This window comes from Streptantibioticus ferralitis, assembly GCF_029223525.1.
Classification (GTDB): Bacteria; Actinomycetota; Actinomycetes; order Streptomycetales; family Streptomycetaceae; genus Streptantibioticus_A; species Streptantibioticus_A ferralitis.
In genome coordinates this window covers 14,613-32,076 of record NZ_JARHTQ010000010.1, presented here as the reverse complement: position 1 = coordinate 32,076, position 17,464 = coordinate 14,613, and the positions used below count along the sequence as shown (strand labels likewise).

The window sequence follows — 17,464 nt, the reverse complement described above, 5'->3', positions numbered from 1 at the left end:
GGCGGACGGCACTCATGACGCCTCGGTGAGCTGCGCCATCGGGTCGGCGCGCAGGTAGGAGTGGAGGTGTTGGGTGTACTCCCGCAACGAGTCGGTGAGGGAGCCCCCCGGGGGCAGCGCCACCCCGCAGGTGTGCAGACCCTCCGCGAAGACCTGGCGATCCGTGGTGGTCAGCTCGGTGGCGAGGGTGGAGCGGGGGTACGGGCGGGTGGGAGCGGGCCCGGCCTGACCGGCGGAGGGAAGCGGGGTCTCGGCGTCCTGCTCGCACTCCCAGCTGATCGCCTTCTCGGTGGCCGCCACCGGGTCGGGAGCCGGTTCAGGCCGCGGCGCGGTGATCCGCGTGCCCGTCACGGCGTCGACCAGCTCCGGCTTCCTCGCGTCGGGCATGGGCGGGGAGTTGTCGGCCGAGGCGAGCGGGGCTCCCCACAGGGCGAGCGGCACCTTGCCCTGCTGCGGGACCACCGTCCAGCGGTAGGGGGCCGCTTCCGGGTCGATGACCTGTCCGTCGTGGCTGACCGTGATCTTGTGCACGGAGCTCGCCCGGTCCGCCCCGACCGGGCGGACGGCGATGGCCTTGCCGTCCTGGGCGTTGGCCGGTGCCCTGCCGTCCGGGGTGGATGGTGTGACGATCCGTACCTTCTCGGCGGGGACCGTGGACCGGGTGAGCGCGGTGAAGCCTTCCCGGGACATCTCGCAGATCTCGTCTCGCTGTTCTTCCGTCCCGTTGGCGGGCCGCGCCGGAAGCCGCCCGGACTCCACCACGACCTGCACCACGGGACCGGGCAGCATACGGGCGACGAAGTCGTCCCAGCCGAGCCGTTTCGGCGCCGCCGGCGGATCCTCACCGAATCGGATGTCGAAGGTCCACCCGAACACCACGTGCACATGGGCGATTCCGCCGGTGGGCGGCCCCCACAGATCCAGGTCGACGCCGATCTCGGCGTTGATGGGAATGAGGATGTCGATGTGCACACCGATGCGCACCGAGAGACCGACCCGGAACTGGAACGGGTCCCACTGGACCAGCGCGTCCAACACCGCGCGGCACCACGCGCTGATCGGCCCCTCGTGGAAGGCCAGCTGGAGTTCGGCGCCCACCATGAACGCGGACGGTGTGAGCGCCGCGTAGCAGGCGCCGCGCAACGACACCGGGCCCCAGTCCCACTCCAGACGCAGCCGGTCCGCCGCGGGGTAGTGGGCGGGTCGGACGAACCGTGGATGGTATCCGCCGACGGTCAGCACGAAGTCCCCGGCGTGCGGACTGCGGCCGAACCAGAGCGCGAAGGCCGCGTCCCCGCTCAACTTGCAGGACGGGTGGACCAGATAGGAACCCGGCTGGATGCGTGCCTTCACCCTCAGCGCGTCCTCGTAGGACGTGTATGAGGCGGCGAGTGTGAGACCGACGTGCGCGTAGCGGGCGGCGCCGGTGGTGCGTAACGGGAAGTCGGCGGACGCGTGGCCGAGGAGGGCGAGGGTGAACTCCCGGTCGCCTTCGAGGCTGAACTCACCCAGGGCCAGCGCGCGACAGTGCACGAACTGGAACGAGTCGAAGCGCAGACCGGCCGCCAGCCACACCCGTCCCGGCGCTTCGCTGAGCCATGGCTTGCCGCCGCCGGTGCCCTTCGTCAACGAGTCCAGCAGGGCCATCGCATCCGTCCCGCCGCCCTTCTCCGCGGGCATGAACGGGAAGACGTCCACCTCGGTGATGTCCGGCGAGCGGACGCTGGTGTTGTAGCCAAAACCGGCGGCGGCGCCGGTGATGCGGAACGGCGGCGGCCCGAGGCCCTGCCCCTCGGCGAAGCCGAGCTGGCCGAAGACGAAGAGCGAGGGCTGCTGACCGACCCGCTGGGCGTACCCCCCGACGGCGCTGACACTGAGCGTCGGCGCCGTGAGCACGGCGGCGCCGACGGCCTTCACCAGGTAGTCGGGGTTCCGCTCGTTGACGAAGGCTCCGGACAGTTCCAGCGGCGGGCGCGCCCAGGCGACACCGAGCCCCTCCAGACAGGGCGTGATGTGCTGGGGGTCAGCCAGCGGGATGCCCAGTCCCAGACCGCGGCCGGACAGGACCAGCCCGCCGATGTCCACCCCGGCGTCCACCAACAGCCAGACGGTTCCTTGGTCGTACCGGACTCCGAGGCGGTCGAGACGCACCGGCCCGAGGGCGAGGTCGACCTGGTGCCAGAGCGTGCCCGCGGTGCCTTCCTCGGCGCGGGCCGGTTCGCCGGAGCCTGACCGCGGCCGCTCCCCGGTCGCTGATGGGCCGAGCCCCGGTCGCTGACCCGTCGCCGTGGTGCCGGGCGCGGCGGGTGGCAGCGCGAGGTTCTTCGGGCCGGCCCCGTCGGGGGCGCCCAGCACCAGGGTTTCGCCGCGGATCACCACCGCCAGCCCGAGGAGCGTCTTGCCGGTCATGCCGTCCGCCGGAAGCCGCAGTGTCGGGTTCGACGAGGCGACGGACGCCAGCATGGCGTTGACGCGTTTGACGTCCGCGTCGGTGGTGAGGGCACGGGAGGCCGCCACCACGCGCACCCCGGCCAGTCGCAGATCCAGGTCCGGCGGGATCTGCGGTCCCAGCGCCGGAAGGTCCGCCAGGCCGGCGTCGAGCCGGACCGTGGCCAGCACCACCCGTGCCGCCTCCATCGTGGTGGGGGTGGTCCGTTTCGGCAGGGTGACGAAGGCGACGTCCCCCTGCTGGGAGGTCGCGGCGACGGCGAGTCCATGGTCGGTGCCGTCGTACCGCACCGTCGCGGAGGTCAGCGCGATGTCGAAGGGGGAGGGGATCGCCGGGGCGTCCGCACCGAACTCCCTGATGATGGTGGAGAGTTTCAGCGCGTCTTTCTGATCGGCGGCCTGCCAGGTGGCCGTGAAGGACTTGTCCTTCCCTTGTTTCGTCAGGTCGATCTCGAAGTAGGAGTCGCCGATCCACAGCAGCCCGGTGAAGGAGTTCTTGGTGATCTCCACGCCCAGTGCCGCCGTACCGCTGGGGAGGTCGAGGGTCGCACCGCAGGCGAAGGTGAACTCTCCCGTGGCGACGTCGAACGTGACGTTGACGGAGTCCAGGGTGAGGTCTGGCAGCGTGGCCGGGACATGGAGATCGAACATCCCGGCCGCCTCCGCGGCCAGTGCGGTCAGTGAGATGTTCGCGCTCTCCAGGGTACCGAGTTGGAATACCCAGCCACGTTTGCCGTGGTATTCGGCCCGGCCGAACAACCTGACTCCGGCGATGGCCAGTTGGCCGACGATCTGGCCGGAGAATCCGGTGGAGTCCTTGGCGATGTCCAGGCTCACCTCGCTGACCACCAGTTCACTGGTGGAGAACTTCAACTTCCAGTCGCCCGCAGAGGCCTGTACCCGATATGTGCCCGTAGCCACGTCACCGAAGACCCGCGCCCAGGTGCAGACCACGGCGGGCATGGGCACGGATCCAGTGGTTTCGGTCTGTTTCACCAGTGCGGTGAGATCGACGACGTCCCCCGATTCACCCTCATCCGCGCCGAGTTCGCACCAGAAGGTTCCTTCCGCAGGGCTGATGCCGGCGGTGAGCGTGGAGCCGCCGATGGCGGCCTCGGCAGTGACGTCGGTCAGCACACACGGCGTGCCGCCCACCGGCGCCGCGAGGTAGGTGAAGGTCAAAGCGAGGGACCTGAAGGAGATCAGGCCGCCCAGAACCTCGTACCTCGTCTCAGGCTGCCACCGCACCGTCACGCTCGCGGAGACCACCTGGCGGTTGTGCGGCGCGATGGTCAACGAGACCCCGTCGAGATGGACCTCGGACAGCTGGGGGAATCCTTGCGGGAGTTGAGAGGTGAGCCGGGAGGAGTCCGTGATGCCGAGCAGTTCCGCGATCTGCGCGACGGTGATCCCCGTAGCCGGTGGCACGGCCGACTCCACGGTGGTGAGTGAGGAGTCCAGGTAGTTCTGCCGGACCACGAAGGGAATGCGCACCGCACCGCTGTTGAGCGTGGTGTTCAACTCGCCCACCAACTGGAGACCACTGGTGGGGACAGGTTTCTCCGTGTGCGGGGAAATGACGGCCAGCGTCGCGGGGTTGAGGGAGTAACCGACCTTGATACCGCCCAACTGGACGCTGTGGCCCACCTGGGATGACAGGACGATGCTGGGGTACTCCGCCGGAAGCGCGACGGGACCGCTGACCTCCCAGGGCGGCGGGCCGAGCAGCCAACTGAGCAGTTCACCGCCGCTCTTGGGCTTGAGCGATGCCCGCAGGCTCATTCCCTGAACCATCCTGGCACGCAGGTCGGCGGAGTACTCGGGGTAGCCGTGCGAGGCGGGAAACCCCGGCGGCAGTGCACTGCGCCCGTCCGAGTCCAGATTGAGTACCGGACTGGAGAACTCAAAGGAGTCCAGTACCGATCCACCCAGCACCGGGAAGCTGGTCGAGGGCTGCCAGTCCGCTCCCAGTTCCGCCAACTCGATATGCGCTTCGGCCTGGGAGCCGACGACGGTGAACGTAATGGAGACGGGCTGTTGGGTGAGTCCGGCGACCTTCTCGCGCAACACACCGCGCACCGTGATCTCCGACGCGGTGTCGGATGTGACCCGCGCACCTTCGACCGTACAGCCATCGGTTCCGAAAGCCCCGGTGAGCAAGGTGGTGATGGCGGGGGACTCCACAACCGCTCCGGACACGGTGAACGGTTGTGATCGCAGTCGCTGGCGGACGATCCCCTTGAGCTCGGCTAAGTCCACGGAAGAAAACTCCTACTCAGGGGCATTCGAACTGTATGACGACCGGGAGATGGTCGCTCAGGAACCGCGCTCCGATGAGCCGGTCGTTGGAGTTCAAGGGCGTGCCGGCGCTGTGAGGCTGTAGAAGTCCAGGCGCATGTTTGGCGTTCTTCGTCCCTCGCTTGAAATAGTGCGCGGCGATTTGGGAGACGTCGACAAGCCGGTCCGCCGCCTCGCCGCCCTGCTGGACGATGTTCTCGTGGACGTACACCACCTCACCGGAGTCGATGTTCCCGACTCCGTGCGCGATGGTGGCCTGGGACATCCGAGTGCCGCCGTAGAAGAAGTTGTCGAACGCGGCTGACGTGTAGGGAGGGGGCGGTGGCGGCTGCTTGGGCCTGTAGTGATGAAGGATGGTTGCCTGGGTGGTGACCGCAGCGCGAAGGCCCAGCGGAAAGCAATGGTGCTCGGGCAGTGGGGCAACCGGTACGGGACCCCTGGTCATGTCCGGCGGTTTCTGCTCCTCCCCGGGTAGCGCCGGCGGCGTGGCCGAGCCGCCCTGTTGCTGGGTTGGGGTGAGCGCGAGGTAGGCACGGTAGTTCTTCGCGGCGAGGTCGTTGGCGCCATTCGACCCGTTGTTGAGGAAGTCGACGTTGTAGTCACCGGTGAAACAGAGTTCTTGGACCCGCACCGGACGATGTTTCGGCGGGCTGTCGGACTCCAGGACATCGATGTGCCGGCTCGCCCCGAGCCCGTTGAACAACTGGGCGATGTGCAGTTCCTTCAACCGCTCGATCTGGGATTGCGCGAGGCCGTTCCTGCCTGACCGTACCGCGGCATGGTGGCAGGCCACGATGGGGATGAGATACTCCGCGCTCCGCGTGTGCACGCAGAACATGGTGAGCACCGGAAGTCGATAACCCAATCCTAGCGCGAACCCGCCATTGCCCTGGGACTGTCCCGGGAAGTTGTGGCGACGACGCTTGTTCGGCCGTTCCCCGGAGTCGTCGCTGTCGGCGTCTTCACCCAGATATGTCTGACAGAGCGGAAACGTTGGCGGAGAGCTGCTGATCGGATAGGCGCTATTCGTCCAGTCCGGCGACGGCCATATCTTGAAGCTGACGTCCGTGAGGTCACGCAGCGGATTCTTTTCGTCGCCCTTGGCGGTGTCTGGGAACACCGGACGAACGGTGTCGAGGTCCCTGATGAAAACGCCGTAGCACTCGGTGCTCGATTTGGGGGAGAGAAAGTACCCCTGCCACCGGTGAGCGACCCGGGGGGCGTTCGGACGCGCGGCCCCTTCGGCGAGGTTGAGCGCTCGGGACAACTGCTCCATGGCATATATCGCCGAATCCGGTACGACTTCCAACACCAGCAGGATGTCCACGTCGGCGGCGACGACCGTGCGCGCCAAGGCTCTGCCCATCCCGTTCACGTCCAACTTGGTCTTGCCCAGCTTTTCGATGTTCCAGTTCATCACGCGTATGTTGGGCATGGGCTCCCCCGGGGACGGATCATTTTCCTTCTGCCGTTGCCAGAATGTTTTGGACCGTGTGGAACACAAACGGAATTGACGGTGCCAGCCGGACACCGCAGGGAAACGCTCCTGAATGTGGTCGGGCCACATGCGTCGACAACCGCCATGGCCCGACCAGGGCTTGATGAAGCTAAACCTCTTCCCCCACCGGCCGCATGAGCGTATCAAGGCGGCAATGGCAGGCCGACGCGATCAGGACACGATCGGCGCGAGTCCCAAAGATTACGACTTGTACACGGGCGGCAGCGCCTTTTCGGCCATGGTGCGCCACGGCGTTCATCCGTCAAGTCGGTGTCAGGAGCGCTCCATTAGGCGCTTTCCCGCTTCCCGGGATCGCTCGGCGGCGATGGCCGGGAGGTTCGCCAAATCGTTTCCGCACAGCGGCACACGGGTGCCCCTGGCGCGATTGCGCGGCAGCCAAGCGTTCCCGCCCGCTGTCGAGCAAGGCCCAACTCCGGGCAGAGTGGCCTAGGTTGGCTCGATCATGGAGCTGATCCTGTGCCGTTCGGAAAACCGTTGCTGCTGGTCAGGCCATGTATCTGTACTGCCCCTCTGCGGCCAGAAAGGATCAACCGCACACCGGCGAGGTTGACTGCGAGCAGGACGACACCCTGTTCGCCGAGGAACAACCAGGCGTGGGATCCACTGGTGGCGGGGTCGAGCGCGCCTTGGATTATGGCGTTCCACGTCGCGTGGTAGGCGACGCTCGGCCAGATGCTGCCGGTACGCAGCCGCAGCCAGGCCATGAGATGGTTCTGCGTCAGGATGGACAGCAGGAACAGCAAGGCGACCACGGCCACCTGACCTCCGCCCTTGGCGAGGTAGACGCCGCCGAAGATCACGGGCATGTGCCACAGGCCCCAGATCAGGCCGCCGACCAGCACCGGCCGGGGAACCTCCGCGTCGATGAGCCGGGTCAGCATGTAGCCGCGCCACCCCAGTTCCTCGCCGAGCACCGGAACGATGTTGACCAGCCCGCCGAGGAGGGGCACCAGGATCACCGACAGAGTGACCTGAGCGGCGGCCGGCATGCCCGCGGGGAAGTGGACGCCGAGTACGTTCGCGGGAGCGACCAGGCGAGCCAGGTGGGTCATCCACCCCACGCTGTAGGCCACCACCGCGACTGCCACGGGGTACAGGGCGCCGAGCGTGGCCATCCGGAGCGTGCCACGGGACCGGAGCTGGAATGAGACATCCGAGAACCCCTCCCTGCGTACCGCACGGGTGATGATCGCGGCAGCTCCTGGCGACCACATCTCCATGAGCAGCCAGGGAAGTTCCTTGCCGGTGGCGATGGCGCCGGCATCGGACAGGGCGGTCAGGACGACCAGGTAGAGGAAGTACGTCTTCAGGCCCGCGCGTGCCTCGTGGCGGCGGTGCTCCCGGCCGAGCGGGCTGTTCCCGACCGCGGCCGTCGTGGTGGACCTGGGCGCCGTGCCGGTTCCTGCTGGACGGGCGATCTTGCGGTGGCGTGGGCTTCGGCCCCTCAACATGACTGTCTCTGCTCTCTCTTCGGTGGCGCGTCGCCGCGGCATGGACTGGGGCATGGGCTCGGGGGAGACCTGGCCGGTGCTCAGGTCCACCAGGCTGCGACTACTTGTGCGACTGCTTGTGGTCGGCGGCGCAGATCTGCCGGCCGAGCATGTCGACCCGGGCCTGCTCGCTGCTGAGATCGGGAGACCCGTCGCCCGTCGACTCCACCACCGCGGTCCGTCGGCCGTCCGCGCTGACACTGGCGATGGCGATATAGCCGGGGATGTCGCCGCCGTGTCCGTAGAAGAACCCGCCGCAGGGCAGCGGCGCCTGGATCAGCCCCAGGCCGTAGCGTGCGTCGGGCATCGTCGGGTCCAGGGTCGGGGCCGGCACCGTCGTCTTCATCTCGGCCAGCTGGGCCGGCGGCAGCAGCCGGCCGCCCAGCAGCGCGGAGTAGAACCGGGACAGGTCGGCGGTAGTGCTGATCATCCCGCCGGCCGAGCCGGCCGCGCTGGGGTCGAGCGCGCTGACATCGATGGCCGGACCGGGGCCGCCGAAGGCGGAGTAGCCCTCCAAGTGCGGGCCGGGGATGCGCGGAGAGTGGACCGGGGCGAAGGTGTCGTGCAGCCCGAGCGGCCGGAGGATGCGGTGGGTCACCTCGTGCTGCCAGGTGTGCCCGGTGACCTTCTGGATGATTATCCCGGCGAGGATGTAGTTGGTGTTGGAGTACTCCCAGGCGGTGCCGGGTGCGAAGTGCGGGGCGTGCCGCATCGCGACGGCCACCAGCTGGTCCGGGGCCCAGGCGGTGTACCGGTCGGCCTGGAAGCGGTCCACGCTGGTGAACTCCGGGAGGTCCCGGGTGTAGTCGAACAGGCCGCTGGTGTGGTTCAGCAGCTGCCGCAAGGTGATCTTGCGGCCGTCGTTGCCGTTGCCGGACACCACGCCGGGCAGCCGGTGGTCGACGGTGTCGTCCAGCGACACCCGGCCCTCTGCGACCAGTTGGAGCATCACGGTGGAGACGAAGGTCTTGGTGATGCTGCCGACCCGGAAGCGGTCGCCGGGCCGGGCGGGCCGCCCGGTGGTGGTGTCGGCCACCCCGGCGGCGGCGAACGTGCGGTGGCCAGGGCGGGCCGACAGGGCGATGGCGCCCACGGTGCCTGTGCGCTGGAGCGCGTCCACCTGTTCCTGCAGTGTGTTCTGCGCGTGCGCCGACCTCTGCGCCGACCCTTGCGCCGGCGCCTGCTTCGGGGTGTACGCCGTCGCGTTGGCGGTGGGCGCCAGCAGTCCGATGCCGGTGACGGCTGCGACGAGGGCAGTGGCTGCGAGGCGGGAGGTTCGAACGGCCGTGTTCATGGATGCGGTCCCTCGGGGAAGTTGGTAGTCACACCACATCTCGGTGTGCTCACCAGCGTAGGAACGGGTCCGCGTCGGCACGATGATGCCAACTGGCCAAGGGGAGGTACAGCCTGCTGTACCTCCCGCCTCTCCAGCGACGTCTGGCGCCACGTCAGGACAGGCGGCGGACGTCGTCCAGGTAGTGGAGGACGGCCGCGACGCGCCGGTCCACCTGGTCGGTCGGGGACAGGTCCAGCTTGGCGAAGATGCTGCGGATGTGCTTGTGGACCGCGCCGTCGGTGACGACGAGCCGTTGGGCGATGGCGCTGTTGCCCAACCCCTCGGCCATCAGGGCGAGTACGTCCTGTTCGCGGGGGCTGAGCCGGTCCAGCCGGGTGTCCTGGCGGGACCGGGTGAAGAGCTGGGCGACGACCTCGGGGTCGATGGCGGTGCCTCCGGCCGCCACCCGCCGAAGCGCGTCCAGGAACTCCTCCACCCGCCCGACCCGTTCCTTGAGCAGATAGCCGAGCCCGCCCACGCCGCCGGTGAGCAACTCCGTGGCGAAGGTCTGCTCGACGTACGCGGACAGCACGAGGACGGCCAGGTCGGGCCGGCGGCGTCGGGCCTCCACGGCCGCGCGGATGCCTTCGTCGGTGTGGGTCGGGGGCATGCGCACATCGAGGATGGCGACGTCGGGTCTGTGTGCGTCGATGGCGTCCAGTGCCTCGTCGGGGGTGCCCGCGGTGGCCACCACGTCGAGGGACTCGGCGCGCAGCAGCAGGGCGAGCCCCTCGCGCAGCAACGCGTCGTCCTCGGCAATCACGATCCGCATGGAAGATCCACCTCAAGGGTTGTCGGGCCGCCGGGCGGGCTGGTCAGGGACAGGTTGCCGTCGTGTGCCGCGATCCGGCGGCGGATGCCGGTGAGGCCGGAGCCGCCGTCCTCGTCCGCGCCGCCCCGGCCGTCGTCCTCGACGCGCAGACGCAGACGGCCGCCGTTGCTGCGCGCCCTGACGGTGGCACGGACGGCGCCGCTGTGCTTGGCGATGTTGGTCAGGGCTTCGGCCACGACGAAGTAGGCGGTCGCCTCGACGGAGGCGGCGCACCGCTCGGGTACGTCCACATCGATCCGGCAGGCCACCGCGCAGTTCGCTGCCAGCCCGGACAGCGCGCCGGCCAGGCCCCGGTCGTCCAGCACCGGCGGCAGGATGCCGCGCGCGACTGTACGCAGCTCGGCCAGCGCCTGCTCGGCGGCGGACTGCGCGCGTTCGAGGAGTTCGCCGGCGCCGTCGGGGTCGCGGGCCACCATGCGGCGGGCGGCTCCGAGCAGGACGGTGACGGAGACGAGCCGGTTCTGGGTGCCGTCGTGCAGGGAGCGCTCGATGCGGCGCAGTTCGGTGGCGTGGGCGTCCAGGGCCGCCGCGCGCGTGGCGGTGAGCTCGGCGACGCGCAGGGACAGGTCCGTTTCCGGGCCGGCCACCAGGAGTCGCCGTCCCGGCCGGGCCTGCAGGCGCGCCATGCCGGGGGTCAGCCCCAGGACGATGGCGATCCAGCCAACGCCCAGCAGGGCCACGGCGATGGCGTCCGCCCAGGAGTGCGCGGTGCCGAACCCCAGGGACGTTGCGGTCGCGTCCATGGGCGCCAGCCTCCAGTACAGCGGGAAGAGGCCGTCGCGGACCGCGAACAGCGGTAGCAGGACGCCGACCAGGCCCATCAGGAGCCCGAGGGTGGCGTGCCGGACCAGCCAGCGCAGCTCCCGTCGCGTGGTGGGGTCGACGAGTGCGAGCCGCAGGTGCGTCGGCGGAGGTTTCGGGGCAACGACCTCGGGACCCCAGCGGGCGAGCCGGTCGCGCTCGCGGCCGGCCAAAGCGTGCAGCGCGCGCAGGAGCGCGGGCGTCATGAGCAGCCCGACCCCGGCGGGACTCGTCGCGGCGGCGACGGCCAGCCAGAGCAGCACGAGCAGGGCGAGCGGGGCCGTACCGAGCCCGGAGGCGAGCTGTCCTATCGCGGCGCCCGCGGCGCGCAGGGCCCGTACGACGGTTTCCTTGAAACCCACCTGCCGGTCACTGGCCGCCGCGTCCTGGTGGACCGCCATCCGCCCTCCCTCCCCCGCGGGTCTTCGCGAACGACCCTATGCCGCATGCCGGTTCACCGTCAGCCGCGGGGCCGAGGAGTACAGCCTGCTGTACCTCCGACAGGGTGGTCTGCCGGATCGGCCGGGAGGGGTGCCGGTCCTTAGCGTCGGGGACGACAGCCCGATCACCGCTCGGCACCAACGGAGGAACCCCATGCCGAAGACCGACCCCTACCGCCTCACCGGCACCGACGGGACGTCGTCGCCCGGCCCCACCCGACGGGACGTTCTCCGTTCGATGCTCTGGGTGCTGGTGGTGATCAGCACGGTCGCCAACATGGCGGCTTCGTACGCCGATGCGCACACCTGGGTACACCTGGCCTGCGGCGCCGTCACCGTGGTCTGCGGCGGGAGCCTCGTCGTGCGCAGCCTGCGAGGCCGTCGGTGACCGCCATCGCCCTCGCGAATGTCACCAAGGCGTACCCGGGGGGCGTACGCGCCCTGGACGACGTGTCGCTGACCGTCGAGCGAGGTACGTTCCTCGCCGTGATGGGCCCGTCGGGCTCCGGCAAGAGCACACTGATGCACTGCGCCGCCGGGCTCGACTCCCCGACGTCGGGGAGCATCCGCATCGACGGCCGGGAGATCGCCGGACTGAACGAGACCCGCCGCACCGAACTGCGCCGGGAACGCATCGGGTTCGTGTTCCAGGCGTACAACCTGATCCCCTCGCTCAGCATCGAGGACAACATCACGCTGCCGCTGCGGCTGGCGGGACGCACCCCGGACCACGACTGGGTGCGGATGCTGGTGGAGCGGGTCGGACTGGCGGACCGGCTGGCCCACCAGCCGGCCGAGCTCTCCGGCGGCCAGCAGCAACGAGCCGCCGTCGTAAGGGCGTTGGCGGCCAGGCCAGCCGTCGTGTTCGCCGACGAGCCGACCGGCGCGCTGGACCTGCGCAGTGCCCACGAGGTCCTGGACCTGCTGCGGGACCTCGTGAACGAGTTGCACCAGACGGTGGTGATGGTCACCCACGACCCGGCCGCCGCGGCCCGGGCGCACCGGGTGCTGGTGATGGCCGACGGCCGGGTGGTCGAGGCCCTCGACAAACCCACCGCTCCCGAACTGGCCCGCCGCCTAGTCGCGTTGGGGGAGGGCTGAGTCATGCTTCGTCTCGCAGTACATATGGTCGGGTACCGGATCAGCGCGCTGATCGCCGTGGCGTGCGCGGTCCTCGGCGGCGCGGCCCTGATCACCGGCACCGGCGTACTGGCCGAGTCCGGTCTGCGCTCCCATCTGCCCGCCGGCCGTCTCGGCGGCGCGGACGTCGTGGTCGCAGCCGACCAGGAGTACCACCCGGCCGGCGACCTGCCGATCGCACTGCCCGAGCGGCGGACGGTCCCGGCCCGACTGGTCGGGGAATTGGCCGGGTTGCCGGACGTCACCGCGGCCGTCGGCGACCTCGGCTTCCCCGCCGCCCTCGTCGACGCCCACGGACGGGTCGTACCCGCCGGGGATCCCCAGGCGGCGGGACACGGCTGGTCCTCGACGCAGTTGCTGGCCGCCGCACGTATCAGGGGGCACGCGCCGTCCGGTTCCGGAGAGATCGCCGTGGCCAGCGCCACCGCTGCCGCGGCCGGGGTGAAGGTGGGCGATCGGGTCCAGGTCGTCGTCAACGCCCGTCCCGCCGCCGGCTATCGCATCTCGGCGGTCGTCGACGCGACGGGCGCCGGTATCCTCTTCGCCGACACGACGGCCGTACGACTGTCGGGTCGCGGGGACCGTGTCGACCTGATCGGCCTGCGTACCGCGCCCGGCGCCGCGGAACGGGTCGCCGCCGAGGTCCGTACGAAGCTGAACGGCACCGGTCTTGGGGCGGTCACCGGCGGGTCCCGCGGGGACCTCGTGTCGCCCGGCGCGGGCGCGTCCCGTTCGCTGCTGATCCTCCTCGCCGGCTCGCTCGCCGGAGTCATCCTGCTGATCACCGGGTTCGTCATGGCGAGCGCGCTGGCCGTGGCGGTCGCCGGGCAGCGCCGCGACCTGGCGCTGATGCGGGCCGTCGGCGCCACCCCGAAGCAGATCCGCCGCCTGGCCGCCGCCCAGTCGACCGTCGTCGCGGCCGTGGCCCTCATACCCGGCGTGGCGCTCGGCTATCTGCTGGCCGGGCAGTTCCTCCGGCTGCTGGCGGACCTCGGGGTCGTTCCGGCCGAACTCCCCCTGACCATCAGCCCGCTGCCCGCCGTCGCGACGGTCCTCCTGACGGCCGTGGCCGTGCAGCTCTCGGCCCGGGGCGCGACCTGGCGCACCTCCCGCATGCCGGCCACCGAGGCGGTCGCCGCATCACGCAGCGAGCCACGCAACCCGTCGAGGATCCGGACGCGCGGCGGCCTGCTGGTCATCGCCGCCGCGACCACGATGTCCGCGGTACCGCTGTTCTCCCGCACCGTCATCGGTGCGACGGCCACGTCCATCGCCGGCATCCTCGCAGCCATCGGCCTCTCCCTGGCCGGCCCGGCCCTCGTGCGCGGCATCGGCGATACGGCGGCTCGTCTGACGCGGTCCGGCGCCTCGGCGCCGACCTGGCTGGCGATGTCCAACGTCCGCGCCTACGCCCTGCGCAACGCGGGGATCGTCAGCGCGCTGGCCATGGCGGTCCTGTTCGTCCTGACCTACACCCTCACCCAGACCACCCTGCTGGCCGCCACCGCTGACGACACCCGCACCGGCACGCTCGCCCAGCAGCGCCTGAGCGCGCCCGGCCTGGGCGGACTGCCCGCCGGCACGCTCGCCGCCGTACGCAGAACGCCCGGCGTACGGGCGGCCGCCCCGGTCAGTACGACCACCGTGGTGTGGCCTTACCAGCAATTCGGTGACACGGAGGCCGAGTCCGGCTCCGCGATGATCCTCACCCCGGACGCGTCGGACGTCCTCGACCTCGACGTGCGGCACGGGAGTCTGGGCCGCCTCACCGGCGACACCATCGCCGTCAGCAGCGATGTAGCCCGGTCGCGGGGAGCGGAACCGGGACAGCGGGTGAGGCTGGTCCTCGGCGACGGCGCACGGGTCGACGCCAAGGTCGTGGCCGTCTACGCCCGCGGCCTCGGCTTCGGCACGATCGTCCTCTCCCATGACCTGGCCGCAGGCCACACCACGACGGGCCTTGACCAGAGCATCCTGATCCGCACCGACGGCACGGACACGGCCGGGCGGGGCCTGACCGCGCTGGCTGCGTCCCGCCCCGGACTGACGCTGGAGAACACCAACGCCGGTTCCGTCGGCGGCCTGAAGCACGCCTCGCCCGAGGTGTGGATCAACCTGGCGACGATCGTCGTCCTGCTCGTCTACCTCCTGCTCAGCATTGCCAACAAACTCGTCGCCGCCACCGCACAGCGCCGCGTCGAGTTGGGGGCCCTCCGCCTGAACGGGACCACACCGCGTCAGATCCGCGCGATGATGCGCCGCGAGGCGGCGGTGACCGCGGCCACCGCGCTGACCACCGCACTGCTGCTGTCCGCGCTGCCCCTCGCCCTCCTGGGCCAGGGCTTCCTCGGCCGCCCCTGGCCCGCGGGCCCCGCCTGGCTCCTGCCCGCCCTCGCCCTCACGGTCACCGCCACGGCCTTCCTCACTATCGAACTCCCCACGCGGCAGGCTCTGCGCACGCCGCCGGCCGACGTCATCCGCACGTTGTGAAACGGCGAACGGACGCCCTCGCCTGTGCCTGGCGGTGGTTTGTCAGACCGGGCAGTAGAGGTCAAGGAGTCTGCCGGTGCCGACGGCGGTGATCAGGGCTTGGAGTTCGGTGGGTGGGGGCTTTGTTGACCATGCCGTCGCTGCGCTTCCTGTTCCGCGACCGAGACAGCAAGTACGCCGAGTCCGACGGCCGATGACGTCCAACTCCGCGTCGAGCCGCTCCCACCGCTGGCAACCGCCGCGCCCCCGCCATCCCGCGCATGGGCAGGCTGCCGAAGCCCACGTAGACCGGTGGTGTGCCGACGCCCAGGAACGCCACCAGGTCGGCCGGGTGTGGGCGTTCGTCCGGGCGACGTCAGGAGCTCGTGAGGATGACGAGTTGCTGGGTCGCTCGGGTCATCGCGACATAGCGGTCGACCGCTCCTTCGATGTCCTTGCCGAACGCCTGTGGGTCGATGAGGACGACCAGGTCGAACTCAAGCCCCTTCGACAGTTCCGGGGTCAGTGACCGGACGCGGGACGTCGCCCGGAACGTGGGATCGCCGATGACGCAGGCGATCCCGTCGGCATGTGCGGCGAGCCAGGTGTCGAGGATCGAGTCCAGGTCCGAAGCGGATCCGTGTACGACGGGGACGTCGCTGCTGCGGATGGAGGTCGGCACGTTGGCGTCGGGGAGCATGGCCCGGATGACCGGCTCGGCTTCCGCCATGACCTCTTCCGGTGTCCGGTAGTTGATGCTCAGCGAGGCCAGGTTGATCCGATCGAGCCCGATCCGCTCGAGCCGTTCCTGCCACGACTCCGTGAACCCGTGCCTCGCCTGGGCGCGGTCCCCGACAATGGTGAAGCTCCGGGACGGGCAGCGGAGCAGCAGCATCTGCCACTCTGCGTCGGTCAGTTCCTGAGCCTCGTCCACGACGATGTGCGCGAACGGGCCGGCGAGCAGGTCCGCGTCGGCGTTGGGCAGGGCGTCCTCGTCGATCAGACTGTCCTGCAGGTCCTGTCCGCGCAGCATCGTCACCGCACCTTCACCGTCGTCGTCGGCCTCGAGCAGGTCGTCGATGACGTGGGACATGCGCTCGCGTTCGGCGGCGACAGCGGCGTTGTGCCGACGCTTTCGTCGTGCCGCCTCCGGGTCGCCGAGCCGCTGCCGTGCTGCGTCCAGGAGCGGCAGGTCGGACACCGTCCAGGCCTGGGCGTCCTCGCGCTGCAGCTTCCGAACGTCTTCGCGGCTGAGCCAGGGAGCGCACATCCGCAGGTAGGCGGGTACCGACCACAGGTCTCCGACGAGGTCAGCCGCTTCGAGCAGCGGCCACGCGCGGTAGAAGGTCGTGAGCAACTCCCTGTTCTGCAGCAGCGACCGCCGGAGCAGGTCATCCGAGGCGTCGCCGTCGTGCTTGTCTATCAGGATCGTGAGTAGCTCCTCCCAGATCTGGTCGCGCGCCTCGTTGTGCGGAGTACCGGGTTCTGCTGCTTCGAACGCCACGGCCCAATCGTCGGCGCTCAGCCAGATGTCGGACCAGTGGGTCGCGACCGTCATCCCCTGGGTGGGCGGCTCCTCGTAGAACCTGACGGCCGTCTCGATCGCCTTCACCAGGTTCGCGGACGACTTCAGGAGGGCCACGTCCGGGTCGGTCTCGATCGCCGCCATGGCTCCCTCGGAGACGAGGTCCCGCAGGGTGCAGGTCTGCACCCCCTCCTCACCGAGGCTGGGGAGGACGTCGGCGACGTAGCCCAGGTAGGGCTGGTGCGGACCGACGAACAGCACGCCGCCCCGGCGGTGACCGAGGCGGGGGTCGCAGTAGAGGAGGTAGGCGGAGCGGTGCAGAGCGACGACGGTCTTGCCCGTACCCGGACCGCCGTCGACGACGAGAGCGCCGCGGGAACCCGCGCGGATGATGGCGTCCTGGTCGGCCTGGATGGTGCCGAGCACGTCTCGCATCCGGGACGACCGGTTGCTGCCCAGACTGGCGATGAAGGCGGACTGGTCGTCGAGCGCGGCGTGCCCGACAAACCCGTCCGCAGTGAACACCTCGTCCCAGTAGTCACTGATCCGGCCGCGGGTCCAGCGATACCTGCGGCGGCTTGCCAGCCCCATCGGGTTGGCGTGGGTGGCTCCGAAGAACGGCTCAGCCGCGGGGGAGCGCCAGTCGATCAGCAGCCGACGACCCGCGCTGTCCGTAAGGCCGAGTCGTCCGACGTACACGGGTTCGGGGTTGTCCGCGCTGACGATGTGTCCGAGACACAGGTCCAAACCGAAGCGACGCAGGGCGCGCAGGCGAGCGGTCAGCCGGTGGATCTCCATGTCCCGGTCCATCGCCTGCCGGCCCAGGCCGCCGGGCGCCTTGCGCAAGTCGTCAAGGCGGTCGGACAGTTCGGCGATCGACTGCTCCAGGCACTCCGCGATGGCCGCGAAGTGCTGCTCGTCGCCGGCGATCAGCGTCGGGTCGGCCTTGGGGGAGAGGTGGTCGGGAAGGTCAAACGTGCTGGTAGTCAGGGGATTCATGTCATCAGCTCCGATCTGAGGTCGCTCGCAACCATTGCGCGCAGCAAGGCGCCTGGACCGGCGTGACGAACCTGGTGGCCAAGGCGAGCGACGCTCCGTCTGACGTGGACCCCGTGGCCGATGTCGGTTCAGGTCGCCAGGGTTCGCAGGTTCTCGTGTTCCGGGTC

10 protein-coding genes are annotated in these 17,464 nt (G+C 69.9%); 3 read left to right on the top strand and 7 right to left on the bottom strand.

From position 1 onward, the window contains the following. Nucleotides 1-12: 12 nt before the first annotated feature. From P2L57_RS17325 to P2L57_RS17300, 6 genes are all read right to left on the bottom strand, one after another. Entirely contained in the window at nucleotides 13-4,707 is a 4,695-nt protein-coding gene (locus P2L57_RS17325; protein WP_275815389.1) for a DUF6603 domain-containing protein, read from the bottom strand. Nucleotides 4,708-4,723: 16 nt separating this feature from the next. Next, nucleotides 4,724-6,163: a hypothetical protein gene (locus P2L57_RS17320; protein ID WP_275815387.1), complete on the bottom strand. Its 1,440-nt coding sequence runs from the start codon at nucleotides 6,161-6,163 to the stop codon at nucleotides 4,724-4,726. 542 nt (nucleotides 6,164-6,705) lie between these two features. Further along, entirely contained in the window at nucleotides 6,706-7,716 is a 1,011-nt protein-coding gene (locus tag P2L57_RS17315; protein ID WP_275815385.1) for a CPBP family intramembrane glutamic endopeptidase, read from the bottom strand. Nucleotides 7,717-7,816: 100 nt separating this feature from the next. Beyond that, nucleotides 7,817-9,049, bottom strand: coding sequence for a serine hydrolase domain-containing protein (locus tag P2L57_RS17310; protein ID WP_275815383.1), 1,233 nt, complete (start codon nucleotides 9,047-9,049; stop codon nucleotides 7,817-7,819). Nucleotides 9,050-9,203: 154 nt separating this feature from the next. Continuing rightward, the gene (locus P2L57_RS17305; protein ID WP_275815381.1) at nucleotides 9,204-9,863 is read right to left on the bottom strand and encodes a response regulator transcription factor; all 660 of its coding nucleotides are present in this window, start codon (nucleotides 9,861-9,863) and stop codon (nucleotides 9,204-9,206) included. Then, the gene (locus P2L57_RS17300) at nucleotides 9,851-11,125 is read right to left on the bottom strand and encodes a sensor histidine kinase (protein ID WP_275815379.1); all 1,275 of its coding nucleotides are present in this window, start codon (nucleotides 11,123-11,125) and stop codon (nucleotides 9,851-9,853) included. The genes P2L57_RS17305 and P2L57_RS17300 overlap by 13 nt, the downstream gene beginning before the upstream one ends. A 193-nt stretch (nucleotides 11,126-11,318) precedes the next feature. Here P2L57_RS17300 and P2L57_RS17295 point away from each other — a divergent pair, with 193 nt between their 5' ends. Genes P2L57_RS17295 through P2L57_RS17285 form a run of 3 tightly spaced genes read left to right on the top strand, consistent with a single transcriptional unit; the run spans nucleotide 11,319 to nucleotide 14,794 of the window. Next, on the top strand, nucleotides 11,319-11,552 hold the full coding sequence (locus P2L57_RS17295) for a hypothetical protein (protein WP_275815377.1): 234 nt from the start codon (nucleotides 11,319-11,321) through the stop codon (nucleotides 11,550-11,552). After that, on the top strand, nucleotides 11,549-12,265 hold the full coding sequence (locus P2L57_RS17290; RefSeq protein WP_275815375.1) for an ABC transporter ATP-binding protein: 717 nt from the start codon (nucleotides 11,549-11,551) through the stop codon (nucleotides 12,263-12,265). The genes P2L57_RS17295 and P2L57_RS17290 overlap by 4 nt, the downstream gene beginning before the upstream one ends. Nucleotides 12,266-12,268: 3 nt before the next feature. Next, on the top strand, nucleotides 12,269-14,794 hold the full coding sequence (locus tag P2L57_RS17285; protein ID WP_275815373.1) for an ABC transporter permease: 2,526 nt from the start codon (nucleotides 12,269-12,271) through the stop codon (nucleotides 14,792-14,794). Between the two features lie 355 nt (nucleotides 14,795-15,149). Here P2L57_RS17285 and helR read toward each other — a convergent pair whose 3' ends face one another. Beyond that, nucleotides 15,150-17,297: an RNA polymerase recycling motor ATPase HelR gene (gene helR, locus P2L57_RS17280; protein WP_275815371.1), complete on the bottom strand. Its 2,148-nt coding sequence runs from the start codon at nucleotides 17,295-17,297 to the stop codon at nucleotides 15,150-15,152. Between the last annotated feature and the right edge of the window lie 167 nt (nucleotides 17,298-17,464).